The 25,985-nt window shown below is 67.6% G+C and carries 25 protein-coding genes; 14 read left to right on the top strand and 11 right to left on the bottom strand.

The genetic code is table 11. The features are described from left to right. Positions 1–320 precede the first annotated feature (320 nt). Positions 321–1,394 carry an AI-2E family transporter gene (locus LGR44_RS14105; protein WP_226741332.1) on the top strand — a complete coding sequence of 358 codons (1,074 nt, stop codon included), beginning with the start codon at positions 321–323 and terminating at the stop codon, positions 1,392–1,394. 266 nt (positions 1,395–1,660) lie between these two features. Here the strand turns inward: LGR44_RS14105 and LGR44_RS14110 are convergent, their stop codons facing one another. Then, the gene (locus LGR44_RS14110) at positions 1,661–2,164 is read right to left on the bottom strand and encodes a YcgN family cysteine cluster protein (RefSeq protein WP_226741333.1); all 504 of its coding nucleotides are present in this window, start codon (positions 2,162–2,164) and stop codon (positions 1,661–1,663) included. Between the two features lie 235 nt (positions 2,165–2,399). Here LGR44_RS14110 and LGR44_RS14115 point away from each other — a divergent pair, with 235 nt between their 5' ends. From LGR44_RS14115 to LGR44_RS14130, 4 genes are all read left to right on the top strand, one after another. After that, on the top strand, positions 2,400–4,616 hold the full coding sequence (locus LGR44_RS14115) for a transglycosylase domain-containing protein (protein ID WP_226741334.1): 2,217 nt from the start codon (positions 2,400–2,402) through the stop codon (positions 4,614–4,616). A 79-nt stretch (positions 4,617–4,695) separates the two neighbouring features. Next, the gene (locus LGR44_RS14120) at positions 4,696–5,289 is read left to right on the top strand and encodes a DUF1214 domain-containing protein (protein WP_226741335.1); all 594 of its coding nucleotides are present in this window, start codon (positions 4,696–4,698) and stop codon (positions 5,287–5,289) included. Continuing rightward, positions 5,286–5,849 carry a DUF1254 domain-containing protein gene (locus LGR44_RS14125; RefSeq protein ID WP_226741336.1) on the top strand — a complete coding sequence of 188 codons (564 nt, stop codon included), beginning with the start codon at positions 5,286–5,288 and terminating at the stop codon, positions 5,847–5,849. Before LGR44_RS14120 ends, LGR44_RS14125 begins: the two co-directional genes overlap by 4 nt. Beyond that, entirely contained in the window at positions 5,849–6,355 is a 507-nt protein-coding gene (locus LGR44_RS14130; RefSeq protein ID WP_226741337.1) for a GNAT family N-acetyltransferase, read from the top strand. The genes LGR44_RS14125 and LGR44_RS14130 overlap by 1 nt, the downstream gene beginning before the upstream one ends. Before the next feature lie 24 nt (positions 6,356–6,379). Here the strand turns inward: LGR44_RS14130 and LGR44_RS14135 are convergent, their stop codons facing one another. Further along, positions 6,380–6,586 (bottom strand): cyclase family protein, encoded by a 207-nt coding sequence (locus tag LGR44_RS14135; protein ID WP_226741338.1) that lies wholly within the window; start codon positions 6,584–6,586, stop codon positions 6,380–6,382. A 253-nt stretch (positions 6,587–6,839) separates the two neighbouring features. On the opposite strand from LGR44_RS14135, the gene LGR44_RS14140 reads away from it, so the two are divergent. After that, entirely contained in the window at positions 6,840–7,940 is a 1,101-nt protein-coding gene (locus LGR44_RS14140) for a hypothetical protein (RefSeq protein WP_226741339.1), read from the top strand. A gap of 352 nt (positions 7,941–8,292) precedes the next feature. Here LGR44_RS14140 and LGR44_RS14145 read toward each other — a convergent pair whose 3' ends face one another. From LGR44_RS14145 to LGR44_RS14155, 3 genes are all read right to left on the bottom strand, one after another. After that, positions 8,293–8,634: a DUF1491 family protein gene (locus tag LGR44_RS14145; RefSeq protein ID WP_226741340.1), complete on the bottom strand. Its 342-nt coding sequence runs from the start codon at positions 8,632–8,634 to the stop codon at positions 8,293–8,295. After that, a complete protein-coding gene (locus LGR44_RS21970; RefSeq protein ID WP_226741341.1) occupies positions 8,634–9,368 on the bottom strand; it encodes a peptidoglycan-binding domain-containing protein in 735 nt (244 codons plus the stop codon). Before LGR44_RS21970 ends, LGR44_RS14145 begins: the two co-directional genes overlap by 1 nt. Before the next feature lie 78 nt (positions 9,369–9,446). Further along, positions 9,447–11,219, bottom strand: a complete 1,773-nt coding sequence (locus LGR44_RS14155) for a sensor histidine kinase (RefSeq protein ID WP_226741342.1) — start codon at positions 11,217–11,219, stop codon at positions 9,447–9,449. Positions 11,220–11,515: 296 nt separating this feature from the next. On the opposite strand from LGR44_RS14155, the gene LGR44_RS14160 reads away from it, so the two are divergent. Together LGR44_RS14160 and LGR44_RS14165 are read left to right on the top strand one after the other, a co-directional pair. Next, a complete protein-coding gene (locus LGR44_RS14160) occupies positions 11,516–11,827 on the top strand; it encodes a hypothetical protein (RefSeq protein ID WP_226741343.1) in 312 nt (103 codons plus the stop codon). Between the two features lie 79 nt (positions 11,828–11,906). Then, positions 11,907–12,341: a SufE family protein gene (locus tag LGR44_RS14165; protein ID WP_226741344.1), complete on the top strand. Its 435-nt coding sequence runs from the start codon at positions 11,907–11,909 to the stop codon at positions 12,339–12,341. Between the two features lie 244 nt (positions 12,342–12,585). On the opposite strand, the gene LGR44_RS14170 is transcribed toward LGR44_RS14165, so the two are convergent. Both LGR44_RS14170 and LGR44_RS14175 read right to left on the bottom strand, forming a co-directional pair. Beyond that, on the bottom strand, positions 12,586–13,551 hold the full coding sequence (locus LGR44_RS14170) for a DUF6456 domain-containing protein (RefSeq protein WP_226741345.1): 966 nt from the start codon (positions 13,549–13,551) through the stop codon (positions 12,586–12,588). A gap of 178 nt (positions 13,552–13,729) precedes the next feature. Then, positions 13,730–14,164, bottom strand: coding sequence for a rhodanese-like domain-containing protein (locus LGR44_RS14175; RefSeq protein WP_226741346.1), 435 nt, complete (start codon positions 14,162–14,164; stop codon positions 13,730–13,732). Between the two features lie 67 nt (positions 14,165–14,231). Here LGR44_RS14175 and ftrA point away from each other — a divergent pair, with 67 nt between their 5' ends. Further along, complete coding sequence (gene ftrA, locus LGR44_RS14180) at positions 14,232–15,245, top strand: transcriptional regulator FtrA (protein WP_226741347.1); 1,014 nt, start codon at positions 14,232–14,234, stop codon at positions 15,243–15,245. 47 nt (positions 15,246–15,292) lie between these two features. Here ftrA and LGR44_RS14185 read toward each other — a convergent pair whose 3' ends face one another. Next, a complete protein-coding gene (locus LGR44_RS14185) occupies positions 15,293–15,721 on the bottom strand; it encodes a MucR family transcriptional regulator (RefSeq protein ID WP_226741348.1) in 429 nt (142 codons plus the stop codon). A 433-nt stretch (positions 15,722–16,154) separates the two neighbouring features. Here LGR44_RS14185 and LGR44_RS14190 point away from each other — a divergent pair, with 433 nt between their 5' ends. The 3 genes from LGR44_RS14190 to LGR44_RS14200 are packed head-to-tail and all read left to right on the top strand — an operon-like array spanning position 16,155 to position 21,302. Next, positions 16,155–18,266, top strand: a complete 2,112-nt coding sequence (locus LGR44_RS14190; protein WP_226741349.1) for a S9 family peptidase — start codon at positions 16,155–16,157, stop codon at positions 18,264–18,266. A 23-nt stretch (positions 18,267–18,289) separates the two neighbouring features. Next, positions 18,290–20,746 carry a PAS domain-containing protein gene (locus LGR44_RS14195; RefSeq protein WP_226741350.1) on the top strand — a complete coding sequence of 819 codons (2,457 nt, stop codon included), beginning with the start codon at positions 18,290–18,292 and terminating at the stop codon, positions 20,744–20,746. Position 20,747: 1 nt separating this feature from the next. Continuing rightward, on the top strand, positions 20,748–21,302 hold the full coding sequence (locus LGR44_RS14200) for a hydrolase (protein ID WP_226741351.1): 555 nt from the start codon (positions 20,748–20,750) through the stop codon (positions 21,300–21,302). Here the strand turns inward: LGR44_RS14200 and LGR44_RS14205 are convergent. Continuing rightward, complete coding sequence (locus LGR44_RS14205; protein WP_226741352.1) at positions 21,295–22,299, bottom strand: hypothetical protein; 1,005 nt, start codon at positions 22,297–22,299, stop codon at positions 21,295–21,297. The genes LGR44_RS14200 and LGR44_RS14205 overlap by 8 nt on opposite strands. A gap of 258 nt (positions 22,300–22,557) precedes the next feature. Here LGR44_RS14205 and LGR44_RS14210 point away from each other — a divergent pair, with 258 nt between their 5' ends. Continuing rightward, positions 22,558–23,157 (top strand): superoxide dismutase, encoded by a 600-nt coding sequence (locus LGR44_RS14210; RefSeq protein WP_226741353.1) that lies wholly within the window; start codon positions 22,558–22,560, stop codon positions 23,155–23,157. Between the two features lie 59 nt (positions 23,158–23,216). Here the strand turns inward: LGR44_RS14210 and LGR44_RS14215 are convergent, their stop codons facing one another. Both LGR44_RS14215 and LGR44_RS14220 read right to left on the bottom strand, forming a co-directional pair. Next, on the bottom strand, positions 23,217–24,017 hold the full coding sequence (locus LGR44_RS14215; protein ID WP_226741354.1) for a M48 family metallopeptidase: 801 nt from the start codon (positions 24,015–24,017) through the stop codon (positions 23,217–23,219). A gap of 34 nt (positions 24,018–24,051) precedes the next feature. After that, the gene (locus tag LGR44_RS14220; RefSeq protein ID WP_226741355.1) at positions 24,052–24,900 is read right to left on the bottom strand and encodes a ChbG/HpnK family deacetylase; all 849 of its coding nucleotides are present in this window, start codon (positions 24,898–24,900) and stop codon (positions 24,052–24,054) included. A 94-nt stretch (positions 24,901–24,994) separates the two neighbouring features. On the opposite strand from LGR44_RS14220, the gene LGR44_RS14225 reads away from it, so the two are divergent. Next, positions 24,995–25,984, top strand: a complete 990-nt coding sequence (locus LGR44_RS14225) for a glycosyltransferase family 2 protein (RefSeq protein WP_226741356.1) — start codon at positions 24,995–24,997, stop codon at positions 25,982–25,984. Position 25,985 lies beyond the last annotated feature (1 nt).

The raw sequence follows: 25,985 nt of genomic DNA on the forward strand, positions 1-25,985 counted from the left end.
TCATGCAGTACAAATAAATACTTCAATAAAAACCAGGAAAACAATGCCCTTCGTCAGCCGTTCACAAGCAACCAACCCACCGTAGCCAAGGGGAATACCGTTCCCAACAGAAAACAGATTACGCTCGATGTCATAGGAGAACCCTCCTTCATCGGATCAACCTCCGGAAAAAGGAACCGTTCCCTAATTTTTTCACTCACCGAGGAGTGAATACTTTTTCGCCGCGAGCCGGCACGCGGCGCCGCCACGCCCGGGTTTTCACTTTCCAAGGAACCAAGCTTCACCGTTTCCATTGTCCAGCGGAGACGTGAGGTGCGACGATGAACGAGCAAGGCGGCTCATCGAGGGGCCTGATCAGCGATGCGGAATTCATCCGCAAGTGCCTGATCGTTCTGGGAATCGTCCTGCTCACCCTGGTCCTGTGGAGCCTGTCGAGCGTCCTGCTCCTGGGCTTCGGGGCCATTCTGGTCGCCATCATCTTCCATTCCGCCGCCGAGGGGCTCGTGCGCTACCTGCGCGTGCCGGAGCGCTGGAGCCTTGCCCTGGCCAGCCTCCTCATCCTGGGCCTCTTCGTCGGGCTGGCGATCCTGTTCGGAACCCAGCTCCGGTCGCAGCTGACCAACGTCATCGAGCAGTTGCCCAGGGCCCTCGACAATTTCGGCCGGGCCATCGGCGTGGGGGCGGTCAGCGACGATCTCAGCAACATCATCGATTCCCAAAGCGCCGGCGGGCTCGCCAGCCGCCTGGCCGGTATCGGGGGAACCATCCTGGGCGGCCTGGCCGACTTCCTCCTGGTGATCGTCGCGGGCCTCTACATCGCCGCCTCGCCCAAGACCTACGTGGACGGGCTGGTCAAGCTGTTCCCCGTGAAGCACCACGAACGGGTGAGAGGCTCGCTCCACGCCTCGGGCGAGGCGCTGAAGCTCTGGCTGCTGTCCCAGCTCATCGCCATGGTGTGCGTCGGCGTGCTGTCGACCCTCGCCTACTGGATGATCGGCCTGCCCTATTTCTACGCCCTCGGCCTCATCGCGGGGCTGGTGGACTTCATCCCGTTCCTCGGCCCGATCCTGGGCGCCCTGCCGGCCGTCATGATCGCCTTCACGCTCGAGGGCAACGCGGCCCTGTGGACCATCGTGGCGGTGCTGGCGATCCAGCAGATCGAGGGCAACATCATCTTCCCCCTGGTGGCGCGCAAGGTGGTCACGATCCCGGCGGCGCTCGCCCTCTTCGCCATCGTGGCCGGAGGCATCCTGTTCGGCAGCTTCGGCCTGATCTTCGGCTTCCCGCTCGCCGTGGTCACCTACGTGCTCGTGAAGAAGCTCTATGTCCGGGAGACCCTGGGCGAGGACACGCCGATCCCGGGCGAGGACGAGACCGCCGACAAGCCGTCGTGACCGGCGGCCCGAGCCTCGCGAACCCATGGAAAAGGGGTTCTGCGCTGGGACTCAGAACCCCTCCGTGACGATGTCGTCATGCGCCAATGGCGAGAATCCGGCAGAAGCCGGCAAGTATAAGACGGATTTTATGTCCTGTTCCGGTCACAAGCGCAGCTGTTTCGCTGCAGCCTCAGGTCGACCTCAAGCATTCCTCTGCGGCGGCGTCATTATCTTAGCCTCCAGCATCGAAGAGACCGGGATTCTGGGCGCGATCGTCAGGGGCGTCAAGCCGGATTTTCTTGCGGCCAGTCGGTGATCCGCTCCAGCAATTCACGAATGGTGAAGTCTTCCTCGGGTCCGGCCACGCGGTCGCGGACCGAGATCCCGGCCGCATGGACCGTCTCCGCATCCCCGGACACCAGGGGGTGCCACCAATAGAGGTCGTGCCCCTCCGCCACGAGCCTGTACGCGCAGGTCTCCGGCAGCCAGGACAGGCCGCGCACGGCATTGGGGGTCAGGCGCACGCAATCCGCCACCTTGGCCTGCCGGTTGGGATAGTCCCGGCAGCGGCAGGCTTGGTCGTCCAGAAGGGTGCAGCCGACATCCGTGTAGAGGACATCCCCCGTATCCTCGTCCTCCAGCTTGACCAGACAGCAGCGGCCGCAGCCGTCGCAGAGGCTTTCCCACTCGTCCGGGGTCAGGCTCTCGAGGGTCTTGGCGCGCCAGAAGGGCAGCTCGTCCGGACGGTCTTCCGGAAGGGGGGCGGCGGGGGACGTTGCGTGTGTCATAGGGGGAGCCTTGGCGCCTCCTTTGCGGCGGTTTGAGGGAAGTCGCGAGGATGTGAGGTGCGGCTTTGTTGGCTCTGTCCCGTTTTCGCCCGGAAGAGGTAGAACCGTTTGAACCGATAAACCTGTTTGTGAGTTGTTGATAGAAGGTTTCGGCAGCTCGGAAGCGTTGCCGTAACGAAATTCAACAATCATATAAGCAGGCACAAGGTTGCCTGACCTGCCCCGAAGGACCGCCGTGCGCCCTCAACCCACTCCCCCCCTGTCAACCCGTCTCAAGCGCGCGGCTCTGGCATTCGACGCATGGCTCAACTCGTTCCTGTTCCAGAGCGGTCGGGGACTGGCAGGCGCCTGGGATGCCTATTCCGAAAAGGCCAAGTGCCTGAGATTCCGCGGCGTTCCGCGCGTCGCCCTCGACCTCGCCAGCGAGGCGACGACGCTCGGCCTGGTCGGCGGCGTGGTGATGCTCGCCCTCGCGCTTCCGGCCTTCCGGGAGACGGAGGACGACTGGCTGAAGACCCAGGACCTCGCCGTCACCTTCCTGGACCGGTACGGGCAGGAAATCGGGCGCCGGGGCCTGAACCTGGACGATTCGTACAAGCTCGAAGACTTTCCGGACTACATGATCAAGGCCGCCCTGGCGACCGAGGACCGGCGTTTCTACGAGCACTGGGGCATCGACCCGATCGGCACCTTCCGGGCCCTCGTGGTCAACGCGCAGGGCGGCGGCGTGGTGCAGGGCGGCTCCTCGATCACGCAGCAGCTCGCCAAGAACCTGTTCCTCACCAACGAACGCTCCCTCGAACGCAAGATCAAGGAAGCCTTCCTGGCCGTGTGGCTGGAATTCCACCTGACCAAGGACGAGATCCTCAAGCTCTATCTCGACCGCGCCTATATGGGCGGCGGCGCCCACGGCATCGTGGCCGCGGCGGAGTACTATTTCGGCAAGTCGGCCAAGGACCTGACCCTCGCCGAGTCGGCCATGCTGGCCGGCCTGTTCAAGGCGCCGACCAAATATGCGCCGCACGTGAACCTGCCGGCGGCCCGCGCCCGCGCCAACGAGGTCCTGCGCAACATGGTCGAGGCCGGCTTCCTGACGGAGGGCCAGATCCAGATCGCGCGGCGCAACCCGGCGACCCCGGTCAACCGCAGCCGCGAGACCACCCCCGACTACTATCTCGACTGGGCCTTCGACCAGGTGAAGCGCCTCGCCGCCGACAAGAAGCTCGGCAGCGAGCGGGTGCTGATCGTGAAGACCCCGCTCGACACCGCGCTCCAGCAGCATGCGGAGCAGACCCTGGAGAACATGCTCCGCCAGCACGGCCGCCAGTACAAGGTGGGCCAGGGCGCCATGGTGGTGATGGACGTGGACGGCGCCGTCAGGGCCATCGTGGGCGGCCGGGATTACGGCCAGAGCCAGTTCAACCGCGCCGTCGGGGCGCTGCGCCAGCCGGGCTCGTCGTTCAAGCCCTTCGTCTACGCGGCCGCCATGACGGTGAACCCGAAGCTGCGGCCCAACTCGAACGTGGTCGACCAGCCCATCTGCCTGGGCAACTGGTGCCCGCAGAACTACGGCCGCAAGTTCTCCGGCAGCATGTCGCTCACCTCCGCCATCGCGCGCTCGATCAACTCGATCCCGGTGCGGATGTCGCTCGAGATCGGCAAGGGCAACGCCAAGGCCGGCCGCGCGGTCATCATCGACACCGCGAAGCGCATGGGCCTGACCCATCCGCTGACGGATTCGAGCTCGCTGCCCATCGGCGCGGCCGAGGCGACCGTCATCGACATGGCCGCCTCCTACGCGGTCTTCGCCAACGGCGGACGGCGGGCCGATCCCTACGCCGCCTGGGAGGTGCGCAGCTCCTCCGGCGAGATCATCTACCGCCACGACCGCGACACGGAGCCCAAGCAGGTTCTCGAACCCCGCGTCGTGAACGACATGAACTTCATGTTGAGCAAGGTGGTGGAGGAAGGCACCGGCAGGCGCGCCGCCCTCGACGGGATCAAGGTCGCCGGCAAGACCGGCACGACCAACGCCTATCGCGACGCCTGGTTCGTCGGCTACACGGGCAATCTCAGCGCGGCGGTCTGGTACGGCAACGACGATCACAGCACCATGAACGACATGACCGGCGGCAGCCTTCCGGCCATGACCTGGAAGGAAGTGATGACCGTCGCGCACCAGAACCTGGAGATCCGGCCGATGCCGGGCCTCGAGCCGGAGAGCGCCCGCGTCGCCTCGAAGGGCGGCTCCGCCACGGATCAGCAGGCCGCGCCTCCCGCCTATCTGGCAGGCACCCTGTCCCGTCAGTCCTACGAGGTGCTGGGCAACATCGGCAACCTGTTCCAGTCGGTGGAGCGCGCGGCCGCCCCGGCGGCTCCGGCGGGTGCCCAGAGCCAGGCGGCATCCACAGGGAACACGACCCGCGTCGCCCGTCAGGTCACCGTCCCCTAGCAGGATGGAGCGCCACGCGATATTGACGAACCTCCCGGCGGGCGCTTCGGCGCGCGCCTATTCGAGCTTGCCGTTTTCCGTGACAGCCAGATTCAACCTGACCGCCCTTCTGATCGTCTATGCGCTCCTGCTCGCGCTGGGGCTCGGATTGGGCACGGCCTACTGGGCCCTGAAGGGCGATCCGCCCTTCGGTGGCGTGCGGCTGGGCCCGTGGGAGACCTGGCCCCGGCTCGGCTCGCCCCAGGCCGATCCCTACATGCGGGCGATCGTCGCCCGGCGCGGCGAGATTCCGCTGGCGACCGGCGAAGGCCTGGCCCTGACCGCGAGGGTCGACAGCGAAGGCCGCCGCCTCGACGCCGGGTGCTCCTACCGCATCGGCTCGGTGATGCCGCCGGCGCGCCTGTGGACCCTGACGCTCTACGATTCCGAGGGCCGCCTTCCCCCGTCCGAACTCGGGCGCAGCAGCTTCACCTCCGCCGAGATCGTGCGGGCTCCCGACGATACCTTCTCCATCGCGCTGTCGCGCAACCTGACCGCCGGCAACTGGCTGCAGGTTCCGGCCGGGGGGCCGTTCAGCATCGTGCTCCGCCTCTACGACATGCCCGGCGCGGCCGGCTCCAACCTGGAGGCAAGCGCCTATCCGATCATCGAGCGCGTGGGGTGCGGGTCATGAAACTCCGCCACCGCTTCCTGCTCGCCACTCTCGTCGGCGTCGTGCTGGGCCTGGGCGTCCACATCGCCGCGATCATCGCCGCCCCGCGCCTTGCCGAAAACGACGCCTTCGGCAAGATCCTGCCGACCCTGGCCGCCGAGCGGGCGCAGATCGTCAGCGCCCCGGGCGGCGGCGACACCTGGCTTCCCCTGCCCGACCCGTCCGTCGCGGTCGCGGCCTGCGCGTTCGACCTGCGGACCGGCCCCATGCGCGTCGGCGCGCAGACCGGATCGCTCTTCCTGTCGTTCTCGTTCCACACCAAGACGGGCGGCGTGTTCTTCGCGGTGACCGACCGGGCCGCCGTGCGCAACCAGCTCGAAATCGTCGTCATGACGCCCCGGCAGCTCGACGAGGCCCGCGCGGCGGAAGACGAGAACGACCCGTCCCGCGACGTGCGCATCATCGCGCCCGAGGAACAGGGCTTCGTGGTGGTGCGCGTCGCGGCGCCGTCCCACAGCCTGCGCACCCAGGCGGAGGAATCCGCCAAGGCCGTCGCCTGCACGGTGGACGAGGAAGCCTGATGCCGTGGCGTCCGATGACGTCGCCGGACCTCGATCGGGTGCAGGAGCTGGCAGACCGGATTCATGTCGATCATCCCGAGGACAGGGATGTTCTGGCCGAGCGCCTGGAGCTCTATCCCGCGGGCTGCCACGTGCTCGAGGAAGGCGGAAGCATCGTCGGCTATGCGCTCACCCATCCCTGGCGCTTCGGAGAGCCGCCGCCGCTGAACGAGCGCCTGCGCGGGATCCCGCCGGTCCCCACCACCTATTACATCCACGACGTCGCGCTGCTGCCCGGCGGACGCGGCAAGGGACATGCGGCCGACATCGCGGAGCGCGTGGCCGAACATGCACGGTCGGAGGGCTTCACCAACATGTCGCTGGTGGCCGTGAACGGGTCTCGACGGTTTTGGGAGCGGCTGGGCTTTCGTGCGGAGGCCGTACCGGGCCTGGAGACGAAGCTGCTCAGTTACGGGTCGGACGCGACACTGATGGTGCGCGATCTGACGACGGCCGGCCGGCGCTGAACGACGCGCGGGCCCGATCTTGGATCAGAAGCGGCGGCGACGGCCCGGGCCGTCCGACGCGAAGGGCTTCGAGGGACCCGGATTGGGAGAAGGCCGCTCGTACCGCACGCCGGTGAAGAGCAGGATCTCGCCCCTCGGCTCGTCGGGAGAAAGGTGCGGACGCAACGGCCGCGAGGCGGCATCGGGAAAATCGATCACCACACCGGGCGATCTTATCGAGACCTCACGCATCGGATATCCTCCCTTCACCGGGACAAAGCTGCTTCGACCGACCTCAACAAAATAGCCCTATGGTTAACAGACGGTTTCCGGGAAGGCGGGCTTTGCTTCAAAAACCTTGCTCGGACACAAAACCAACAACTACGGCTGCGCTTCTGTTCCATGCGCGCCCGATCACATCCTCTCCATCTGGAGGGGCTGGTTAAAGATGCGCTAACGGACATTCTCTAAGCTTCCGGCTCAGTTGCGTGAGTAGAGTTGAGTGATGGCGTCCCTTGCTTCGCCGGACCGCCGGCCGGATCTGTCGGGTCTCGACATGGCGGAGACCAACGGCACCGATGCGCGTGCGGCCCTCCTGAAGGCCAATGCGGAGATGTTCGTCGCGGCGCCCGTCCGCGACCGGGAGATGATCGAGACCTTCGAGATGCTGGCGCTCGGCTTCCTGCCGATGGTGAGCCACGCCACCCTGGTCGAGATCGCGCGCATTCTCGCCGCCTGCGAGGACACGCCCGCTTCCGTGCTCGACCATCTCGCGCGCCATTCGCCGCAGGCGCGGGACATCGTTCTCAAAGGTGCCGCTCGCCTGCCCTCGCCACAGGGGGACAAGCGCCTCGCGACACGGGAGGGGCGGATGCGGCTGGCCTCCCGCTCGGACATCGAGCCGGCTCTCGCGGAGCGCCTTCTCGTCCTGCACGAGGACGACATCGACGACCGTCTGGCCGCCAATGCGGGCTTCGTTCCGGCGGAGCCTGCTTTCGACGCCCTCGTGCGCCGCGCGCAGCACCGCCCTGCCCTCGCGGCCCTTCTCCTTGCGCGCAGCGATCTCGCCTGCGCGCAGGAGGCGGCGCTCTATCTCTCCGCATCACCCGAGCGCCGTGCGCAGATCAGGAACAGGATCGCGGCCTCGCTCGCGCATCGGCGTGCGAAGCTGACCTTCGTGCTGACGCAGCACGACATGGGCGAGTTCCTCGATGCCGCAAAGGAAGGCGATGCGCGGCGCCTCGAATGCCTGATGAACGCGGCCCTCGGCTTTCCGCCCGCAACCGATTGGTGCTGTCTGCAGATCGGCCGCCACGGACTTCTCGCCCTCGGCCTGAAGGCTCTCGGTTTCGCGCACAAGGATGCCGCGCGCGTCTTCATCGCCCTGCATCCGGCGCTCTCGCATCCCCTGTCGGCGCTCAAGGCGCTGGCGCGCATCGTGCGCGACGTTCCGAGTCCCGTGGCGCTCGCGCTCGTGGAATCGATCCTGGATGTGCAGGCCCTGTCCTGGAGCGAGGCCACGCAGCGGGCGCTCGCGGATGCGCAAGTCGATCGCCGCGCCTTCGCGGCCCTGGCGCAACGGGGACAGACCAACGCAGATCCCTGACAGCCCGTTTCAGCGCTCGATGCTCATCATGCCTCGCGTTGCTGTCCTCCCGGATCTCGAGTCTCGCCGGAAGCGCCGCGTTGCTCTCCTCCCCACGGAGTTCGGGGCCCGTCGAAGGCGCCAGCCTGCTCTCCTCCCCCTTGTGGGGAGGAGGTGGAGGTGGGGGTGTGGGCGCTAAGGCTTCAGGATGTGGCGCCGGCACCCCCACCCTGGCCCTCCCCACAAGGGGGAGGGAATGAGGTCGCGCCATCACAGCCACATCCACGACGGTCGCAACCAAACTCCACCCTCATCCTGAGGAGCAGACGAAGTCTGCGTCTCGAAGGAGGGCTCACGGATGCCGGTGAAGGCCTCAGATGTCGGGCGCGAGATCGAGGAAATGCCTTCCGTCGCGGTCGTCCACCTCGACCAGCCAGAGATCGGAATCGAAGCGCAGCTCCCGCTGCACCCGTTCCTCCACATCGAGCGGCGTCACGTCCTGCAGCACCGGGACGAACAGGCGCTCGCCGGAATCATCGAGGAAGAGCTGCGGCGCGGGACCGTAGAGGCTCGCGGTGCCGTCGAGACGATCCACCTTCACGAAGATGGCCCCGGCCTCCGCCGCGCCGCGACGGCGCAGGGCGGCCTCGATCCCCTCCACGCCGCAGCGGCGCAGATAGGCCGAGACCCAGAAGTCGGAACGAAGGCGCGCCACTACGGGACCGCGATGCCGGAGGCGGCGGACAGCTCGCGGATCGTGCGGGCATTGAGCTCGCCCGTCACCGGCAGGTTGCGGTCCTGTTCGAAGCGCTCGATGGCGTGGCGCGTCTCCGAACCCATGATGCCGTCGACCTTGATGTTGAACCCGAGCTTGGCGAGCGCACGCTGGCCGGAGAGCACCACGTCGCCGTTGTCGCTGTGTCCCACATTGGCGGGCGGCATCGGAACCGGGCCGCCCATGCGGATGATCTCCGCGATGGGATCGCGCACGAGCGGCGCCCTGGACGGAGCGGCCGCGACCTTCGCTGGCGGCGCAGGCGCCGGAGCGGGCGCGGCACGCGGGGACGGCTGGGAAACGGCGCCCGGCTGACCGTTGTTGCGGATCAGATCCGTGATGGCGCTGCGCGAGGGCGGCATGGGCACGGCGACGGAGGGCGACGCCGCAGGAGCGGGAGCCGCCTCGAACGTCTGCGGCGCCGTCTCCGCCTGCGCCTGGGACGGAGCCGCCATGGGATGTGCCGCCGGCAGCGGCTGCGCGGCCTGCGGCGCCTCGGGGCTCTGGTTGAAGAGCGGCGCGGGGTGATGGGCCGTCTGAAGCACGAGAGCGTTCCAGGCGATGTAGGTGCCGCACCCGCCCAGGATCAGCGTCCCCAGGATGCGGCGGGGATGCTGCAGGGCCAGCGACAACAGGCGCGAGGACAGGCTCGGCGTCTTCGGCTTGCGCTTCACGGCCGATCTCCTCCGCACGGGCGCGGAGATCATGAAATCATCGTCGGAGCGGGCGGCTAGGGCTTCACGCAAGAGAGGTCATCCCGTCTTGAGAACGATCACGTCGGATTCAGGGCGCTTGGCTGCCGGGACAAGTCCCTTGGCGGCAGCGGCGCGGTGCGCGTCGACCGGCAGGCTGATCTTCACGCAGGTCCCGTTGCCGGGCGCGCTGGAAATGCGCAGCCGGCCCTGATGCAGGGTCACGAGACCGCGCACCACGGAAAGGCCGAGGCCGTTGCCCTTTTCCGGGCGGGCGCGCGTCGAGCCTTGATAGAACGGCATGCCGAGTCGCGGAAGCTCGTCCTGCGCCACGCCCACGCCCGTGTCGCGCACCGCGAGGGTGACGGCATCGGCCTCGTGCCGCACCTCCACGGTCACCTGCCCGCCCTGCGGCGTGAACTTCACCGCGTTGGAGAGCAGGTTCAGCAGGATCTGCCGGCAGGCGCGCCGGTCGGCCACGAGCGCAGGCAGGCCGGGCGCCAGCTCCTGCTTGAGCACGATCCCGCCCTGCTCCGCGGGCAGCGCCATGACCGTGCAGCATTCGCCGATCAGCTCCGCGAGGTCGATGGTCTCGAAGGCGAGATTGTAGTGCCCGGCCTCGATGGCCGAGAGGTCGAGCAGCGTGTTGACCACGCCCAGCATGTGCTGGCTCGATTGATTGATGATCTGCGCGTAGCCCTCGCGCCGGTCGAGCAGGATCGGCCCGCCCTTGCCCATGAGGATTTCGGAATAGCCGATGATGGCGTTGAGCGGCGTGCGCATCTCGTGGCTGACAGTGGCGAGGAGCTGGGCGCGGCCCTCGCTGGCGCTCACCGCCTCGCGGCGCATGGCGTCGAGCTCCTCCGCATGGCGGCGATGCTCGGTGATGTCGCGGATCACCGCTACGGCGGCGCAGCGGTCGTCGCCCGGCAGGACGAGCCGGTTCGCGCGCATCTCGATCCAGATCGTGGACTGGGACGGACCCTCGCCCGTCTGCACGCGCAGCTGCGCGACCGCGAAGCCGCTGCCGTTGGCGGCGTCGCTGATCGCCTTCAGGAAGGCGGGCCTGTCGGCGACGTGGATGCGCGTGAACAGGCCGTTGCCGTGGATCGAGGACGGCGATGCGCCGAGCAGGCGCGTACAGGCGCCGTTGGAACGCAGGACGATGCCGTTGCCGTCATGCCAGGTGACGAGGTCGTCGATGGCGAGCAGGGTCTGCGCATCGCGCTCCGCGCCCGCATCGGCGCCCGTGCCGAGCAGCGCCGCAACCGTCCGGTCCGACACGAGACGGGACAGGACATGCCCGAACGCCACCGCCCCCGCGATGGCGAACACGGCCCCGGCAGGCAGGCTCTGGCCGGCCATGCCGTAATTCTGGAGAAGGAGGGTCAGGGGAAGGCCCAGCAGGGCGAGGAGGCAGGCGGCGAGAAAGCCCCGGCGCGAGCCGGACGAGGCGGCCTCCAGCGGCACCGCGAGCAGGGCCGGCAGGGCGAGGAGAAGCGGTCCGCCGCCCGCCGCCATGGCCTTGGCGACGAAGAAGGTCAGGGCCGCGGACATCACGGCCTGGGCCGTGCCGAGCCGCCCCCAGCGGGAGAGGACGAACACGGATGCGAGAGGCGCGAGAATCAGGATGGCCCAGTAATCGAGAAGCTCGGGCGCCACCTCCCCCAGCAGGGACAGGGGTAGGCCCGCCATGGCCACCAGGGACGTCGCCATGCGGCCGACGACGAACCGCTCCTGACGCAGACGCTCGGCGGGAACGGCCAGAGCCGAACGATGGACGAGCCCGGAGAGCCATTCATCGGTCCAGTTGCCTGTGAGGTCCGTTTGCAAGGCGTTTCCGCTCCCCGTCTTCACTGGACCGGACCCTGACAGAGGCCGCTTAAGCGAACCCTAAAGGGACCGGCGGCAGCCCCGCACCCGGGTCCCGCAGGCAGTCCACAAGGAACGGCACCGCCTGCGGGACACCCGGTTTTGGCATGGTTCCTCAACAGCTTAACGGCACTCGCGCCGGTTTAACCCTTTGTTCATCCTGTCCGCAGGTTGTCGCCGGAGGTCCTACGCGGCGGCGGGCGGGCACGTTATGATGCTGCGCGTCATCTCCCGCCCAGGGCAATCAGCAGCCGGCCATGTTCTCCATTCTGCGTTTCATCCTCATCGTCGGAGCGATCTTCTACTATTCGCCCGTGCGCGAGCGCAGCGACATGCCCGCCTCCCTCGAGGCCCTTCTCGGCTGGTCGAAGGGCGGAAACGAGGACGACGCGGAAGCGGCCCCTCCCCTGACGCCCGACCGGCTCGAAACCGTGTGGCAGGCCCTGCCCGACAGGGCCAAGCAGGCGGTGATCGAGAAGATCCTCACCACCTCGGGCCTCGGCGCCCCGGCCCCTTCCGGGCCGACCGACACCCTCCAGCCGGGCGAGCGCCACCCTTCCTTACGCTGAAGCGCGCCTTTGCGCGCCTGCCGCCATCGCCAAAGCGGCCCGCCATGACTATATGAGCGGCAGACACGATAGGGATGCCATGCTGCCGTCAATTGACGAGATCGTCTCCAATTTCGAGCTGCTCGACGACTGGGAAGAGCGCTACCGCTACATCATCGAGCTCGGCCGCCAGATGGAGCCGCTGGCCGAGGAGGCCCATACGGACGCCAACAAGGTGCAGGGCTGCGCCAGCCAGGTCTGGCTCGTGACGCAGCTCGACCCGACCCAGGGCGACAAGCCGGTGCTGCGGCTCGTGGGCGACAGCGACGCCCATATCGTGCGCGGCCTCGTGGCCCTGCTGATCTCCCTCTACAGCGGCAAGACCCCGGCGGACGCCCTCTCCACCGACGCCCTCGCCCTGTTCAAGGAACTCGGCCTGTCGGAGCATCTGACGCCGCAACGGTCGAACGGCGTCAGATCCATGGTCGAGCGCATCCGCCACGACGCGCAGGCGGCGCTGGCCGCCTCAGGATGAGGCCTTCGAGACGCCGCCGACGCGGCTCCTCGGAGTCTCGCTCATGAAGCGCCGATAGCCCTCCCCCACGAATCTTGAGCCTCACCGGAAGCGCCGCGCTGCTCTCCTCCCCCTTGTGGGGAGGAGTTGGAGGTGGGGGTGTGGGCACCATCCTGGTTCCAGTCCTGCGCCGGCACCCCCACCCTGGCCCTCCCCACAAGGGGGAGGGAAATCGCGCCGCGCCTTCATGGGCCAGACTTTGAGGTCAGGTCCGCCCGCCCTCGATCACCACCGCCTTCCAGGTGCGGATGCCCCGCGATGCGGCGGGGCCCTGCGCGGCGGCCTCGATGCCGTAATGCTCGGCGAGTCGCGCCAGCGCCATGCGCAGCACGATCTTGGCGGAGCGTGGCGGCCAGTGCCGTTCGCGCTCGATCACCTCCAGCCCCTTGAGGAAGCCGCAGAGATCCATGAGCAGGTCGGCGAAATCGGCGCCGACCGCGTCGAAGGCGTGCCGGATCCGCTGGCGCGCCGCCACCATGCGGTCCGAGGCATCGGAGGGCGAGGACGGACCGCCGCTGCGGGGCATCGCGTCCCAGCGCGCCGTCACGCTCGGCAGCATCCCGGCGAGCATGATGTCGGTCCGCAGGCGCTCGCCCGCCTGATACGACGCCTCGTCGATCAGCGGCTGCCCGTCGCGGCCCTTGCGGCGGCGCAGCCAGTCGAGGGGGCTCTCGTCCGTGTCGACCCGCACCCGCTGCATCCCGGTCTCCGTCTCCATGGCGACCAGCGCCGTCTCCCGGTGCTGATGGAAGAAGGCGGCGTCCGGCTCCGGCGCCTCGGCGCGGCGCAGATGCGCGCGCCCCGCTTCGGTCAGGCACAGGGTCGTCTGCCCGGTCTTCGCCTTCTCCCAGCAGGCGAGATCGTGCCGCTGCAGGGCATCGGCCGCCGCGCGGGAGAACCGGCCCGCCCCCACGGAGACCCCTGCCCTCCTGCGCTGGAGGATCACGTCCTTGTCGTCGGTGGGGTCGAGCAGAACCCGCGCCTCCGGCAGCCCGAGGGCGCTCAGCAGGCGCTGCGCCTCCTTCGCCAGCAGGTCGTTGCGGCGCAGGTTGGAAGGCTCCCTCGCCCGTCCCTCGCCGTCGCGCCTCCGGCCCGCCCGGCGGCTCCGCCCGGCGGCGGGATCGGGCTTCTTCGAAATCGTCTCGTCTGAGCAATCGCCTTTTTTGTTCATGATTTGTTCCTAAAATAACTAAACGGAGGGACGAGTCCCTCCGCCCTTGATAGTGGGCCATCATTCCTACCTGTCAACGGCGATTCATGGGCGGTGTTGATAGCGAGGATAACTCCCTCCCGAACCGTGCCGGAGAACGAACGCGCCCTTGCCGCTCGGCGAAGGGCGCATCCGATTCTCATGCGGCGGTGGTGGCCGAGGGCGTTCCGGGTTCGCTGCCATGGGCGAAGGCGAAGCCCTCGTCGGCCCAGCCCGTCATGCCGCCCAGCATGAGTTTGACGGAACGGCCGAGGGTCGCCAGCTTCAAGGCCGCGCGGTCGGCCCCGTTGCAGTGGGGACCGGCGCAATAGACCACGAAGAGCGCGTCGCGCGGCCATGCCGCCAGCGTCTCCGCCGTGATCTGCCGGTGCGGAAGGTTGATCGCGCCCGGCACGTGCCCGCGCAGATAGGCGTTCGGGCCGCGCACGTCGAGCAGCACGAAATCGACCGTGCCGCTCTGCATGGCGTCGTGGACGTCGGCGCAGTCGGTCTCCAGGGAAAGACGGCGCGCGAAATGCTCGGCGGCCTGGGCGGGTGAGGCCGCGACGACGGCGGCGACGGAACTGACTGGCATTGCAATCTCCCTGTGGAAAAGCCGCTGCCAGATTTCCGCGCCGGAGCTAAGGTGAAAAGTGGCACTCATGCCAACAAGCGTTCAAATCATGCCAAACCGTCTCGTCGTCGCCCTCGCCTATGACCGGCTGTGCACTTTTGAATTCGGCATCGCCACGGAAGTGTTCGGCCTGCCGCGTCCCGAGATGGGACCGGACTGGTATCGCTTCGCGGTCTGCGCCATCGAGCCGGGCCCGCTGCGGGCCACGGGCGGCTTCCATGTCATCGCCGATGGCGGGCTGGAGCTGCTGGAGGATGCGGGCACCATCGTCATCCCGGGGTGGCGCGGCGCCATGGCGGAGCCCGTTCCGCCCGCGCTGATCGAGAGCCTCAGGCGGGCCCATGCGCGCGGCGCGCGGCTGATGTCGATCTGCTCGGGTGTCTTCGTTCTCGCGGCCGCGGGTCTGCTCTCCGGCAGGAAGGCGACGACCCACTGGCATTACGCGGAGCAGCTTTCCGCCGCCTATCCCGACATCCAAGTGGAGCCGAACGTTCTTTACGTGGATGAAGGCAGCGTGCTCACCTCCGCCGGCAGCGCGGCGGGCATCGATCTGTGCCTGCACGTGGTGCGCCACGATTTCGGACCCGAGATCGCCAACCGCATCGCGCGGCGTCTCGTGGTGCCGCCGCACCGGGAAGGCGGGCAGGCCCAGTTCGTCGAGCGCCCGGTGCCTCCGGCCCGGGAGGGCGTGCGCTTCGGGCCGCTCTTCGACCGCATGCGCTCGCGCCTGACCGAGGAGCAGCCGGTGGCGGAGCTCGCCGTCGAGGCCGGCATGAGCCTTCGCACCTTCCTGCGGCGCTTCAAGGCGGCGACGGGAATGCCGCCGGGGGAGTGGCTGCTGACGGCGCGGCTCCTGCGCGCCCGCGAGCTGCTGGAGACGACGACGCATTCCATCGACGCCATCGCGGCGGCATCGGGCTTCGGCTCGGCGGCGGCCCTGCGCCACCACTTCCGCGCCCGCCTGGGCACGAGCCCGGCCGCCTACCGGATCAGGTTCGCGCGCAACAACGGCGGCGATGCGGACGCCGCACGGCCCGCATAACAAAAAAGCCGCCCGTGGGGCGGCTGATTTAAAGTATTCGTTAAGGATCAGCCGCGGGAGGAGCGGCGCTTGCGGCGCTGCTGACCGAGACCCATTTCCTTCGCGAGCTCCGAGCGGGCCTTCGCGTAGTTGGGAGCGACCATCGGGTAATCGACGGGCAGGCCCCACTTCTCGCGGTACTGCTCAGGAGTCATGTTGTACTGCGTCCGCAGGTGACGCTTCAACGACTTGAACTTCTTACCGTCCTCCAGGCAGACGATGTAGTCCGGAGTGACGGACTTCTTCACCGGAACGGCGGGCTTCGGAGCCTCGGCCGGCACCTCGATCGCGCCGCCCCCGACACGCAGAAGAGCCGAATGGATATCGTTGATCAGGTTCGGGAGTTCGCCCGACGGAACGGAGTTGTTGCTCACGTAGGCCGAAACGATGTCTGCCGCCAGCTCGATATAGTTCGATGTAGCGATGTTGTCGCTCATTTTGATTTTGTTCCTTTCCGGTTCTTTAGAACAACTCAAAAAAGCTTTTAAGCCCATATTTTGAGCAGTCTTTTCCGAGGCTATGCTTGCCTCATCATCGAACCGCACTGTAATCACGCATAAAACGTGCCTGACCGCTCAGGTATGGCAAAATTCACCGGATTACAAGATGTTCAAAAGGAAAACTTTGGAAAACTCTGTATCATCTTCGTGAACGCAATAAAGACCGCTTGTTTACAGCTCCTGCTTTTAACCATAGGTCACGTGCTGGCTAAGCTCATGTCCGGCATCCGGACCAGAAGAAGTAGCTATTTATCGTTCTCTTCCGTTCCTTCGCCCGCTTCGCAGCATCGGGCGGGACTGTCACCGGTTAATCGGTGTTATATATGGGTGCCGGTCCCGTATTCCTTAACGTCACGATCTGGATGGTTTCATGAAGCTCGAGCGCCTTCCTTCTCCTGTGCTTCCGCCCGCCCCCGCCGCCCCGGCGAAACCCCATGTCTTCGAGCTTCATGGCGAGCGGATCCGGGACGACTACGCCTGGCTGAAGGCTGAAAACTGGAAGGACGTGCTCAAGAACCCGCAGGCGCTCGATTCGTCGATTCGCGAATACCTGGAACGGGAGAACGCCTACACGGCGGCGGCCTTCGCGGGCACGGAGGCGTTCCAGCAGCGTCTCGTTGCGGAAATGCGCGGCCGCATCAAGGAGGACGATTCCTCCGTGCCTCAGCCGGACGGGCCCTATTCCTATTTCACCCGCTACCGCGAGGGCGGACAGCATCCCCTCGTCTGCCGCATGCCGCGCGACGGCGGCGCGGAGACGATCATGCTCGACGGGGACAAGGAGGCGGACGGCCACGCCTTCTTCGACCTCGGCGGCGCGGATCACTCTCCCGACCACCGCCTGATGGTCTGGGGCTCCGACGTCAAGGGCTCCGAATACTTCACCCTGCGCGTGCGAGATCTTGAGAGCGGCGAGAATTTCGCCGACGAAGTGCCCCACACCTCCGGCGGCGCCGTCTGGCTCAACGACTCGTCGGGCTTCTACTATGTCGAACTCGACGAGAACCACCGTCCCGTGCGCGTCAGGCGCCACATGCTCGGCACGCCGGCCGATCAGGACGCGGTGATCTACGAGGAGAAGGACCCCGGCTTCTTCGTCAAGCTCGGCGTGACGCAGTCCGACGCCTTCGTGCTGATCGAGGCGAGCGACCACGAGACGTCGGAGGTCTATCTCATCGACAGGACCGACCCGACGGCGACGCCGCGCCTGGTCGAGCCGCGCACGCCGAAGCTGCAATACGACGTGGAGCATCACGGCGACAGCCTGATCATCCTGACCAATGCGGACGGGGCCGAGGACTTCAAGATCGTCACGGCGCCGGTCGCGACGCCCGGGCGCGCCCATTGGCGCGACCTCGTTCCCTACCGGCCGGGCGTGATGATCCTCTTCGTCATGGCGCTCGCGCGCTATCTCGTGCGCCTCGAGCGGGAGAACGCCAATCCCCGCATCGTCCTGCGCGAGATCGCGACCGGCCGCGAGGAGACCATCGCCTTCGAGGAGGACACCTATTCCCTCGGGGTCGATCCCGGCTACGAGTTCGACACCGACACGATCCGCTACCGCTACTCGTCCCTCACCACGCCGACGGAAGTCTACGACTACGACCTGCGCACGGCGGAGCGGACCCTGCGGAAGCGGCAGGAAGTGCCGAGCGGGCACAACCCCGCCGATTATGTGACGCGCCGCCTGTTCGCGACCGCGCCCGACGGCGAGCAGGTTCCGATCTCCATCGTCCACCGGCGCGAGATCGCCCTCGACGGCACGGCGCCCTGCCTGCTCTACGGCTACGGCTCCTACGGCATGTCCATGTCGGCGAGCTTCCGCACGGGCATCCTCTCGCTGGTCGATCGCGGCTTCGTCTATGCCATCGCCCATATCCGCGGCGGCACGGAGAAGGGCTGGCGCTGGTATCTCGACGGCAAGCGCGAGAAGAAGACGAACACCTTCACGGACTTCATCGCCTGCGGCGAGGCGCTGATCGCGGCGGGCTACACCGCGCGCGGGCGCATCGTGGCCCATGGGGGCAGCGCGGGCGGCATGCTCATGGGCGCGGTCGCCAATCTGGCGCCGAACCTGTTCGCCGGCATCGTGGCCGAGGTGCCGTTCGTGGACGTGCTCAACACCATGCTCGACGCGGATCTCCCCCTCACCCCGCCGGAATGGCCGGAATGGGGCAACCCGGCCGCCGACGAGGCCGCCTTCCGCACGATCCTGTCCTACTCCCCTTACGACAATGTGAAGCCCCAGGCCTATCCGGCCATCCTGGCGCTCGCCGGCCTCACCGATCCGCGGGTGACCTATTGGGAGCCGGCCAAATGGGTGGCGAAGCTTCGCTCCACCGCGACCGGCGGCGGCCCGATCCTGCTCAGGCTCAACATGGATGCCGGCCATGGCGGCGCCTCCGGCCGGTTCGACAGGCTGGAGGAGGTTGCAATCGCCTATACATTCGCGATTAAAACCGTGGCAGGTTTCCAGAACTGATCGAGGCCCTATGTCCAGGGGTCATGTCCGGAAATCGGGGCAACGAGAAGGATGGGACGCGCGTTAAGAGCATCCGCGAGTACGAGTACGAGTACATGAAGAAGCAACGCGAATTGCCGGATGCAAAGAACGGCGCCCCCGCCGCGGGCGACGATCCTGCCCGCATGGCCGAGCTGCGGAGCCGCCTGGAGGCCGCGGAAGCGGAGCTGGACCGGTGCCGCGGCACCCTGCGGATGTCGCTCGACGTGGGAAGGCTCGGCTCCTGGGAGCGCGACCTCGCCACGAACGAGCTCGTCATCGACAAGGCCGGCAAGACGATTCTCGGCGTCGGGCCCGACGACACCCTGACCTACGAGCAATACGAGCGGATGATCCATCCGGGCGACGTGGAGCGGCGCAGTCAGGCCCTCGCCTATGCCCTGGCCACGAAGACCGACCTCAACATCGAGCACCGCATCATCCGCTCCGACGGCCGGATCGGGCGGGTTCTGGTCCGGGGCGGCGCCATCTACGAGGCCGGCCGCCCGATCCGCATCCTCGGCGTCATCCAGGACGTCACCGAGCGTGAAAAGGCCAAGGAGGAGATCAACCTCGCCCAGCGCCGCCAGGAATTCCTCCTGCGCCTGAACGACCAGCTTCGCGGCATCGACGATCCCTACGAGATCATGGAGGCCACGGCCCGCGCCCTGGGCCGCTTCCTCAAGGTCGACTGCGCGGGCTACGGAGAGGTCGACGAGAACCGGGAGCTCATTCTCGTGGAGCGGGAATGGTCCAGGGGCGCGATCAGCAACGAAGGGCGGCACTACCGCCTCCAGGACTTCCTGCCCGACATGCTGGCGGAGCTCAAGCAGGGGCGCACGCTCTCGTTCAACGACCTGAAGAACGACCCCGACCGGGCCAACCTGTCCCGCCAGGGGGTCTTCAACGCGGTGAACGCCAGGACCGCGCTCGCCATCCCCCTGCTCAAGAACCAGCGCCTGACGGCCCTGCTCTATCTGAACGCGGCCGAGCCCCACGAATGGTCCAGCGACGAACTCGCGCTGATCGAGGACGTGGCCGAGCGCACCTGGATCGCGGTCGAGCGGGCCCGGGCGGAAGCCGCCCTGCGGGAGAGCGAGGCGCGCTTCCGCGTGATCGCGGAGTCGCTCCCGGCCCTCGTCTGGATCATCGACACCAACCTGCACCTGACCTATGCCAACGACCGCTGGCGCGAGTTTTCCGGGCTTCCGGCGGAAGACGCCCTCGGCGACAGCTGGATGCACTGGATCCACCCGGACGACCTCGCCCGGGTGCGCGCCGAGATGGAGCCGGTGGGCCGGAGCCAGTCGGCCCACACCACCGAGATGCGCTACCGCACCCTCCAGGGCGAGTATCGCTGGCACATGATCCAGGCCGCGCCGGTTCACGACGCCCGCGGGGAGTTCAGGGGCTGGTGCGGCACGAGCGTGGACATCCACGACCTCAAGGAGACCGAGCAGGCCCTGCGCCGCAGCGAGGAGCAGCTCCGCATCGCCCTGCGGGCCGCGAAGATGGGCGACTGGAACTGGGACATGGACAGCGACGTCATGACCCTCTCCGAGCGCGCCGCCGAGATCTTCGGCCTGGAGCCCGGCACCGCCCTGACCTGGACCGACCTGCGCAACCTGCTTCATCCGGCCGACATGGAACGGGCATCCGCGGCCATGCTGCGGTCCATGGACACCCAGGCGCCCTACGACGTGGAATACCGGATCACCCGCGCCAGCGACGGGGTCCGGGCCTGGGTCGCGGCGCAGGGCCAGACGACCTTCAACGAGTTCGGCATCCTGAGCGGCATGACCGGCGTGGTGCAGGACATCACGGACCGCAAGCACGCCGAGGAGCGCCAGCAGCTCTTGATCCGCGAGCTGCACCACCGGGTCAAGAACACCCTCGCCACCGTGCAGGCCATCGTGGGCTCGACGGCGCGCACCGCGTCGAGCATCGACGATTTCTACCAGGGCTTCGTCGGCCGCATCGTGTCGCTCGCCCGCACGCACAACCTGCTCACCGAAGACCTCTGGCAGAAGGCCTCCCTGGAGGAGCTGGTCCAGACGGAGCTCGGCCCCTACGAGGACGAGGCGAGGAACCGGGTCGTCGTCGAGGGCCCGTCCGTCGAGCTGCCCTCCGAGGCGGCCGTTCCCATCGGCATGGCGATCCACGAACTGACCACCAATGCGGCCAAGCACGGCGCCCTCTCGACCTTCGGCGGTCAGGTGGAGGTGAAATGGGAGGTCGTGCGCGGCGGCGACCGGCCGATCCTTCGCTTCTCCTGGACGGAGCGCGGCGGTCCGCGCGTCTCGATGCCGACCCGCCAGGGCTTCGGCTCGCGCCTGCTGCAACGGGTTCTCGCCACGCAGCTCCAGGCCGATGTGAACATGGATTTCCCGGAAGACGGTTTGCGGTTTACGATGGTGCTGCCCATCCCCGGCGACCCGCCGCTCTTCAATCCGGACAAGTGACATGCTGCTGAATGCCGCCCGCTCGCATCTCGTCGTCGTCGACATGCAGGAGCGCCTCATGCCGGCGATCCTGGACGGCGACCAGGTCGTCAAGCGGGCGCGGGTCCTGATCGCCGCCGCCGCCCGGCTCGGCGTGCCCGTCACCGTAACCGAGCAATATCCCAAGGGCCTCGGCCCCACGGTCTCCGCCGTCGCCGAGGCCCTCCCGGCCGATCCCGTCGTCCTGCCGAAAATGGACTTTTCCGCCGCCGGCGATGCCGCCACCATGGAGCGGATGATGGCCCTGCGCGCCGAGCGGCGCGACCAGGTGGTGCTCTGCGGCGTGGAGGCTCATGTCTGCGTGCTGCAGACCGCCCTGGGCCTGAAGAACGCGGGCTTCGACGTCTTCGTCACGGGGGACGCGGTCTCGAGCCGCTCCGGCCACAGCGTGAGCGCGGCCTGCGCACGCCTGCTCCATGCGGGCTGTCACTGGGTGACGACGGAGATGGTGGTGTTCGAATGGCTCGAACGGGCGGGCACGGACGATTTCCGCGCCCTGTCGGCGCTCATCAAGTAGCCGAGGAGCCGCGGTCGCCCTCGCCGCCGGACGCGATGAATTCCTTCAGCTCGTCCAGGGAGTTGAACCGGAACACGCCCTGGGGCGTCTGCGCCTCGATCGAGCCGTCCGAGAACATGACGTAGCGGTTGTCGCCGGAATTGTAGGTTCCGACGATCGTGGAGGCGGAATCTCCCGCGTCGGCCCGGGTCTCCTCGTCGGCCGCGGCATCCTCTTCCGGCGCCGTCTCCGTGACCGGCTCCTCGGTCTCGTCGAAGCCGCGTGCCTCGCGCCGCTCTTCCTCCTCCTCGGGCGCCGCGGACGGCTGCTCTTCTTCCTCGGAACGGGCTTCGTCGGGCCCGGGCGCATAGAGGGTTTCGTCGGTCTCGGGATCCTCGATCTCGGTATAGACCGCCTCGCGGTAGCGGTCGGCGATCAGGAAATCCGGCACCCTCACCTCGGGCGCCTCTTCCTCCTCGGCGACACGCTCGGGCTCGCGGGGGGCCTCGGGATAGACGCGCGGCTCCATGGGCTGGAACAGGTCGGCCGGCGCCTCGTCGCGGCTGTCGGCGGCGGGCCCGGGCTCGAAGTCCCGGTCCCTGTCCAGGTTGCTTTCGGGCGCCTCGGGGAAGAGCGGCAGCGGCGGCTGCTCGGTGCGCGGCTCGGGCTCCGGAGCGGCTTCCGCCGACCGGCTGCCGAACAGCCCGCCGGACAAGGCCGCCAGCGAAAGCCCGCCCGCGGCGGCCGGCGCAAGGGAGGGTTGCGCTGTCGGCAGGGACGCTCCCGCCTCGTCGTCGTTCAGGTCGGCGTGAAGGCGCGCCAGCTCGCCCTGGATCCGGCTCAGCTTGGACACCGCGGCCGCGATGCCCAGAAGCAGCGCACCGCTCGCGGCAAAGACGCTTCCGGCGATCACCATGGTCCAGCCGCGCTCGACCAGAACGATGTCCCAGCCGAGAAAGGCCGCCAGCAATCCGCCTACAATCATCGCGACAGCTAGGGCGAAAAGGGCGATGATCATGCGGGCTCCATGTTACGCAACGTCATGTACATTCAAAGGCAAAGCTATGGTCCTATAGGCCAAAGGCAATATCATGGAAAGCTTGACGGGAAAAAAGTCAGGAGCTTGGCCGTTGCCCTTGGGCTTTCGGCGCTTTAACTAAGCCCCAGAGCATTTTCCGACGTGGATCCGGTTCGCCGTGGAAAATGCGGCACGAGAAGCAGAGGGACCGTTCCGCCTGGACGATCCCCTGGTCGCTCAACCCCGAAGGAGACGCCGATGTCTTTCACCCTGCCCGAACTGCCCTACGCCTACGACGCGCTGCAGCCCTACATGTCGCGGGAAACGCTGGAGTTCCACCACGACAAGCATCACGCCGCCTACGTGAACACCGGCAACAATCTGCTGAAGGGCACCGAGTTCGAGGGCAAGAGCGTCGAGGAGGTCGTCCAGGGCTCCTACGGCAAGAACCAGGCGCTCTTCAACAATGCGGGCCAGCACTACAACCACATCCACTTCTGGATGTGGATGAAGCCCAATGGCGGCGGCGCCCTCCCGGGCAAGCTCGAGAAGAAGATCGTCGAGGATCTCGGCTCCGTCGACAAGATGAAGGAGGACTTCATCCAGGCCGGCGTCAGCCAGTTCGGCTCCGGCTGGGCCTGGCTCGCGGTCAAGGACGGCAAGATCACCGTCATGAAGACCCCGAACGGCGAGAACCCGCTCGTGCACGGCGCACAGCCGATCCTGGGCTGCGACGTGTGGGAGCATTCCTACTACATCGACTACCGCAACCGTCGCCCCGACTACCTCAAGGCCTTCCTCGACAACCTGGTGAACTGGGAGCATGTCGAGGAGATGTTCGAGACCGCGACGCGGTAAGGAACGATCCCACGACCGTGAACGGGCCCTTCGGGGCCCGTTTTCTTTTGCACGATGCGCTAGGCCCTCGCGGCCTCGATGGCCTGCGGGATCAGCGCCTCGATGGCCTCGATGCGGTCCTGCGGGGCCGGATGGGTCGAGAGGAGCGCCGGGGTGCCGCCCCCGCGCTCGTCCATGCGCCGCCAGAGCTCGGCGGCCTCGCGCGGGTCGTAGCCGGCCTTGGCCATCGTGAACAGGCCGAGCCTGTCCGCCTCCAGCTCCTGGGCCCGGCCATAGGGCCGGACGAGGCCGAACTCCACGCCGACGCCGAGCAAAGCCGCGATCTCGCGGGCGAACGCGACGTCGTTGACCTGGAGCAGGAAGCTGATGAGCTGCAATCCCCATTGCCGCAGCGTCTCGCCGGAGACCCGCTCCCGCGAATGCTCGGCCTGGAGATGCCCGATTTCATGGCCGATGACGGCAGCGAGCTGGCTCTCGTTCTCGGCCACCCGGATCATGCCTTCGAGCACGCCGATCTTCCGTCCCGGCAGCACGAAGGCGTTCGCCTCCGGCTGGGCGAAGACCTGCACCTCCCAGCGGCGGGGATCCTCGCCGGCGGCGACGAGCAGGCGGGTCGCGATCTCGGCCACCTGCCGCTGCGCCCCGGCATCGCGCGAGACGGGCATCCGCTGCTGAAGCCGGCTCCAGGTCTCCAGCCCGAGCTGCTCCACCGTCTCGTCCGAGACGACGAAGGGGGCGATCCGCTCGCAGCCCGCCAGGGCGGGCGCAACGGCGGCGCAGGCCATCAGGCGCAGGGCCTTGCGGCGCGACAGCGCATTCTTCGGGGAGGAGGCGCGGTAGGAAAAATCGCAGTTGCACATCGTATCGACAAACTCCCTGGGCCGTGACTGGTTTCTATCCGCCGGGACGGGGCGAGAGCCGGGCTCCGCATTTTTCCAGCAGGGCGGGAAACGCGTCCGATCCCAGATAGTCGCGCTCCTCCCGGCGGCTATCGAGAGCCGGATCGAGGCTGCGCAGTTCGTCGTCCACATAACCCGGGTGGCACATGACGACGGGCTTCGGCCCCAGATGCGAGAAGGCCGCCGCGAAGATCCGGTCGACGGGAATGGAGAGATCGAGAGGGGCGAAGCCGGAAAAGCCTTCGTTCGTCCCGAAGCCGGAGGCGCGGACATCCCCGGCGAATCCTGCCGCCAGGGCCTGGACCACGAAGGCCTTCCTCCGCCCGACGGGACGGCGCAGGATCGCGGCCGGCCCGTCCGACGGATCCCGCAGCCAGAGGCGTCCGGCATATCCCCGCTCCGTCAGCTCCTCGATCAGCGCCCGCCGGACGACCGGCAGCACATGGACATGCTGGTGCCCGTCCACGAAGGCGGGATGCTCCCCGTGGTGCTCCACGAAGGCGTCGAGCTGCCGTGCGATCTCGCCGCGCACCTCGTCGGCGGGCACCCGCCGCCTCAAGGCCTTCGCCATCAACGTCCCCAAGGGCGGGAACACGCCGCCGGGGGCAAGCTGCGGCATGGCTCCGAGGGGCCTCCCCGTCGTGAGGTTGAGGTGCAGGCCGATTCCGATGCGTCCCTTCAGGGGCTCCAGCATCGGGGCGTTGCGCCGCCAGCCCGGCATGTTGGTCATGGCTCCGGTCGCGGAGATGCGGCCGGCCTCCGCCAGCTCGGCGATGCCCCGGCTCACCCCGTCGGCCAGGCCGAAATCGTCGGCGCAGAGCACGACGGAACGCTTCGAGACCATGGATATCCCCAAATTCGGCTTTGCCGCACCCTAATACTCTTGAGGAAAGCCGCAAACTCGGCTCTCAATGCGCGCGACAACGAAGGATCACCGCGTGGCGTCGCCCGAGCTCAGCGTCATCATTCCCGTTCACAACGAGAGCGCCAATATCGCGCCCTTGTGCGGCCGTCTGCTGCCGGTCCTGAACCGGATCACCTCCCGCTGGGAGGTCATCTTCGTCGACGACGGCAGCCGGGACGACACCCTGGACCTGATCAGAGCCCAAAGCCTGAAGGAGCCCCGGATCGGCGCGGTCTCCTTCAGCCGGAACTTCGGCAAGGAGATCGCCATCGCGGCGGGGCTCGACCATGCGCGCGGCGATGCGGTGGTCATCGCGGATGCGGACCTTCAGCACCCGCCGGAGATGATCGAGACCTTCGTGGAGCGCTGGAAGGAAGGCTACGACATGGTCTACGGCCAGCGCACGGACCGGTCGGACGAGACCCGGGCCAAGCGGGGCTTCGCCCATCTCTTCTACCGCCTCTTCGCCCGCTTCGGCGAAATCGAGCTGCCGCCCGGCGCGGGCGATTTCCGCCTCATCGACCGCAAGGGCGTGGACGTGCTGCGGGCGCTGGGCGAGAAGGCCCGGTTCTCCAAGGGCCTCTATGCCTGGATCGGCTTCAAGAGCACGGGCGTGCCCTTCGTGGTCGAGGAGCGCCTCCACGGCGCCACCAAGTGGAGCTTCAGGAAACTCTTTCGCTTCGCCTTCGACGGCATCGCCGCCTTCTCCACGGCCCCCTTGCGGATCTGGACCTATCTCGGCTTCCTGATCTCGTTCCTGGCCATCGCGACGGCCGTCTACTTCCTGGTGCGCACCATGCTGTTCGGCACCGACCTCCCGGGCTTCCCGAGCCTCATCGTCTCGGTCATGTTCTTCTCCGGCATCCAGCTCATGTCGCTCGGCATCATCGGCGAGTATGTCGGCCGCATCTTCGCGGAGGTGAAGCGGCGTCCGCTCTACGTGGTCTCCGAGCGGCTCGGCGGCGCGGCGGAGGTCGGGACGGGCCTCGTCCCGGACGGCTCCCGGATGATGCGCCGGGTCTGAC

Source organism: Microvirga lenta (assembly GCF_020532555.1).
GTDB lineage: Bacteria > Pseudomonadota > Alphaproteobacteria > Rhizobiales > Beijerinckiaceae > Microvirga > Microvirga lenta.

Bases quoted from the DNA above. Each gene is read 5' to 3' on its own strand.
- LGR44_RS14105 (WP_226741332.1), top strand. From the start codon at position 321: ATGAACGAGCAAGGCGGCTCATCGAGGGGCCTGATCAGCGATGCGGAA.
- LGR44_RS14110 (WP_226741333.1), bottom strand. From the start codon at position 2,164: ATGACACACGCAACGTCCCCCGCCGCCCCCCTTCCGGAAGACCGTCCG.
- LGR44_RS14125 (WP_226741336.1), top strand. From the start codon at position 5,286: ATGAAACTCCGCCACCGCTTCCTGCTCGCCACTCTCGTCGGCGTCGTG.
- LGR44_RS14130 (WP_226741337.1), top strand. From the start codon at position 5,849: ATGCCGTGGCGTCCGATGACGTCGCCGGACCTCGATCGGGTGCAGGAG.
- LGR44_RS14135 (WP_226741338.1), bottom strand. From the start codon at position 6,586: ATGCGTGAGGTCTCGATAAGATCGCCCGGTGTGGTGATCGATTTTCCC.
- LGR44_RS14140 (WP_226741339.1), top strand. From the start codon at position 6,840: ATGGCGTCCCTTGCTTCGCCGGACCGCCGGCCGGATCTGTCGGGTCTC.
- LGR44_RS14160 (WP_226741343.1), top strand. From the start codon at position 11,516: ATGTTCTCCATTCTGCGTTTCATCCTCATCGTCGGAGCGATCTTCTAC.
- LGR44_RS14165 (WP_226741344.1), top strand. From the start codon at position 11,907: ATGCTGCCGTCAATTGACGAGATCGTCTCCAATTTCGAGCTGCTCGAC.
- LGR44_RS14170 (WP_226741345.1), bottom strand. From the start codon at position 13,551: ATGAACAAAAAAGGCGATTGCTCAGACGAGACGATTTCGAAGAAGCCC.
- LGR44_RS14175 (WP_226741346.1), bottom strand. From the start codon at position 14,164: ATGCCAGTCAGTTCCGTCGCCGCCGTCGTCGCGGCCTCACCCGCCCAG.
- ftrA (WP_226741347.1), top strand. From the start codon at position 14,232: ATGCCAACAAGCGTTCAAATCATGCCAAACCGTCTCGTCGTCGCCCTC.
- LGR44_RS14185 (WP_226741348.1), bottom strand. From the start codon at position 15,721: ATGAGCGACAACATCGCTACATCGAACTATATCGAGCTGGCGGCAGAC.
- LGR44_RS14190 (WP_226741349.1), top strand. From the start codon at position 16,155: ATGAAGCTCGAGCGCCTTCCTTCTCCTGTGCTTCCGCCCGCCCCCGCC.
- LGR44_RS14195 (WP_226741350.1), top strand. From the start codon at position 18,290: ATGTCCGGAAATCGGGGCAACGAGAAGGATGGGACGCGCGTTAAGAGC.
- LGR44_RS14200 (WP_226741351.1), top strand. From the start codon at position 20,748: ATGCTGCTGAATGCCGCCCGCTCGCATCTCGTCGTCGTCGACATGCAG.
- LGR44_RS14205 (WP_226741352.1), bottom strand. From the start codon at position 22,299: ATGATCATCGCCCTTTTCGCCCTAGCTGTCGCGATGATTGTAGGCGGA.
- LGR44_RS14210 (WP_226741353.1), top strand. From the start codon at position 22,558: ATGTCTTTCACCCTGCCCGAACTGCCCTACGCCTACGACGCGCTGCAG.
- LGR44_RS14215 (WP_226741354.1), bottom strand. From the start codon at position 24,017: ATGTGCAACTGCGATTTTTCCTACCGCGCCTCCTCCCCGAAGAATGCG.
- LGR44_RS14220 (WP_226741355.1), bottom strand. From the start codon at position 24,900: ATGGTCTCGAAGCGTTCCGTCGTGCTCTGCGCCGACGATTTCGGCCTG.